The following is a 3,268-nucleotide window of genomic DNA, read 5'->3' on the forward strand; positions in this document are numbered from 1 at the left end:
GAAGCTGGTGAGCCTCCTCGTGCTACGCACTGTGGGGTCTCACCTCTGCTTTTCATTCCGTAGGAGGTCTACGTATATTTCATCCGCTAATTAAGCGATTCGTTCGTATCCTGAGTTAAACCTCTTAGCTATGTCCCAGCCCCTTTTTATTGATCAGAGATTCCAGCTGATTGAAAAGTTGCCATTTCACTCAGCATACGTGTTGCTGATTCGATCAGTGGGAATGCAACAGCGGCCCCTGAGCCTTCACCAAGTCGGAGTCCTAAGTTAATTAAAGGCTCCTTACCTAGGGCGTGAATCRCAGTTAAATGCCCTGGCTCAACCGATTGATGAGAGACGATCATGTAATCAACAACATTGTTTGAAATTTTACTAGCTACTAAAGCTGCGACAGTGGAAATAAATCCATCCAATATGATTGGTACACGGTAACTAGCAGCAACGAGCATGGCACCAGCCATCCCAGCAATTTCCAACCCTCCAACTTTTGCCAAAACATCTATAGGATCATCGGCATTCGGTTTTCTTCTTTCAATCGATTGTGTGATGATATCCATCTTATGTAACACACGCTCACTTGTGATACCCGTCCCAAAGCCAACCAACGTATTAATAGGTTTCCCTGTAAGGACAGCTAAGATTGCACTACTAGGTGTCGTATTGGCAATCCCCATCTCACCTAATATTAGGCTTTCARCTCCTTGATTGATGATGAATGATTCTGCTTGTCGCATTCCAATTTCGATTGCTTCTATTGCCTCATCTTTTGTCATTGCCTCTTCGATAAAAAAGTTTCCTGTTCCCATGCGAACTTTATCAGTAATTAGATCTTTATCGTTTATAGTTGATTTCACACCTATATCGATTACCTTCAATGTTGCACCAATCTGTCTGCTAAAAACATTAATCGCTGCACCACCATTTAAGAAATTCTGGACCATTTGCTTGGTCACTTCTTGTGGGAAGGCAGATACCCCTTCTTCGGCAATACCGTGATCAGCTGCAAATACTAACACACCAGCTGGTGAAACCACCGGAAAGGGCTTACTTTTCATCTCTGCTAACTCTACTGCTAATCCTTCAAGCTTCCCTAAACTGCCAGGGGGTTTCGTAAGGGTTTGAATATAGGAATCTACTTGTCTCCCTACTTCTTTGTCTAAGGCTGGAATATTTATCACATTTTGCAAATTCATTGATTGATACMCCTTTCATGATCATACAGTTAATACTTATTAATTGAAGTATAATTTATTTCACTTTTTTATTCAGCAGGGATTTTAATTAAAAACGTAGTGCCTTCTCCTAATTTACTAGAGACAGAAATCTCCCCTTTAAGCAAATGAATAATTTCTTTAGTGATTGCAAGCCCTAAACCGCTTCCACCAAGTTTAGTGGAACGAGAGGCATCTACACGGTAGAATCGCTTCCAAATTCTCTGGAGATCTTTCTCTGGTATCCCAGAACCATTATCCCTTATCTGTATAATGCATATCTTTTCTTCTTTAGAGAGTGTCACATCAATTTGACCTCCAGGGTCTGTATGGCGAATCGAGTTTGATAGTACATTCATGATCGCCCTCTCAAATTGCATCTGATCAATTGGAACGTTTATGTCCACGGTATCAGCATGCACATGACAATATAGTTGTTTTGAATTTAAATCAAGTTGTATTTTTGCTTGCAATTGAGCAAAGAAATCATACATATTTGTTCTTTCTTTCTCTAGCTGATACTCTTCCTCTTCATACTTCATAAGTTGAAATAAATCATTCACTAAATGTTCCATCCGAGAGGCTTCTCGATAGATGACATTTGATTGCTCTTGAACGACTGTTGGTTCTAGTGACTGATCTTTTAATAATGCTGAATATCCTTTGATGTAGGTAAGCGGCGTTCTTAGATCATGAGAAATATTTGTAAACAACCGCTGCCTTTCGTCACGGTATTCTTTAAGATTTTTTGCCATTAACGAAATGTCTGTTAATAATTCAGATACTTCGTCCTTGCTAGTAGACGGTGGCACATCTACTTCAAAATCACCTAATGCAATTTTTCTAGTAAGCAACTGGGCTTTTTTAACAGGAGCACTCAGGCGCTTTGACAAATAAATGCTTAACATAACGGCTAAGCATACGGCAAAAAATCCAATCACAAATGTTAACAGCAAGAGATTGTTTCTCGTTGCCTCAAAGCTTCCTGTATCTTGATCAAGAAACAAATATCCGCTAACTCCTTCTTCTGATGAAAAAGATGTGAAAGACCATGCATGTGGAATATGTTCTTCCATTGTTTCAACAAATTCGGTATGTTTTGATTGATCAGCGTGTAAAATGATCCAATCTTGATAAGTGGCGATCACTTCATTAGTAAGTGGTCTTGAACTCTGAATCACTTCCAACGACTGATCAAAAATAACAAATGAATTTTCCTCTTGTCCTGCTTCCATAATCATGACATGATCAAGGGTTGTCACGTCTGAATGGACTGCTAATACCTTCGTATGGGCTTCAAGCCTGTTCTCGACTCCTTCTTGAAGCTGATGTTTGTAAAAAGATTTAGATATGTGATAAAAAGAAAGATTCGTAATAATGATGACAAAAACAGTTGATAAGAAGATAGCAATTAATAATTTTGTAGCAAGCTTCAACTTATTCCCCCCCTCTCTACAGGCATCTTATACCCCACTCCCCACACGGTTTCAATTAAAGGTCTCGGGAGCCCAACCTTATTTAATTTATCTCTAATATGTTTAATATGAACATCCACATTCCGGTTAAAACGWTTCTCTTCCTCCCATTCAAGAGTGAGGAGTTGATCACGTGTATACACCCGCCCTGGGTAATTAAAGAACCGTGAAAACAATTGATATTCTTTATTCGTAAAAGGAATTACTTGATCTTTATAGGTAAACACACGTTGCAGTGAATCACGTTTCACATCAAATCTAACGATGGWARAAAGCCCTTCAACTAGATGGTGAGTTCGCTTGATGACGGATTCTACTCTAGCTTTTAATTCTCGAGGCTCAAATGGTTTTGTAATAAAATCATAAGCACCCAGCTCAAGTCCACGCACGACAGCAWCCGTTTCATCTATTGCTGTGATTAAAATAACAGGGATGTTTTTATTTAATTCATTCATATAGGACAAAAAATCAAAACCGGTCATCTCTGGCATCATAATATCTAATAATATGAGATGGATCGTTTCGCCTTCGAGTAAGGATTTTGCCTCAATGGCACTAGATAAACGAGTGATCAGATAATCG

At 39.0% G+C, this 3,268-nt stretch carries 3 protein-coding genes; all 3 read right to left on the reverse strand.

All coding sequences use genetic code 11. The annotated features are described in order from the left end of the window. Positions 1-146 precede the first annotated feature (146 nt). Entirely contained in the window at positions 147-1,193 is a 1,047-nt protein-coding gene (gene cobT / locus AB685_RS28995; protein ID WP_047974078.1) for a nicotinate-nucleotide--dimethylbenzimidazole phosphoribosyltransferase, read from the reverse strand. A gap of 68 nt (positions 1,194-1,261) precedes the next feature. Continuing rightward, positions 1,262-2,647, reverse strand: a complete 1,386-nt coding sequence (locus AB685_RS29000; protein ID WP_047974079.1) for a HAMP domain-containing sensor histidine kinase — start codon at positions 2,645-2,647, stop codon at positions 1,262-1,264. Continuing rightward, positions 2,644-3,268: response regulator transcription factor (locus tag AB685_RS29005; RefSeq protein ID WP_047974080.1), on the reverse strand; the 625-nt coding region annotated here is incomplete at its 5' end. The genes AB685_RS29000 and AB685_RS29005, both read right to left, overlap by 4 nt.

Source organism: Bacillus sp. LL01, assembly GCF_001037965.1.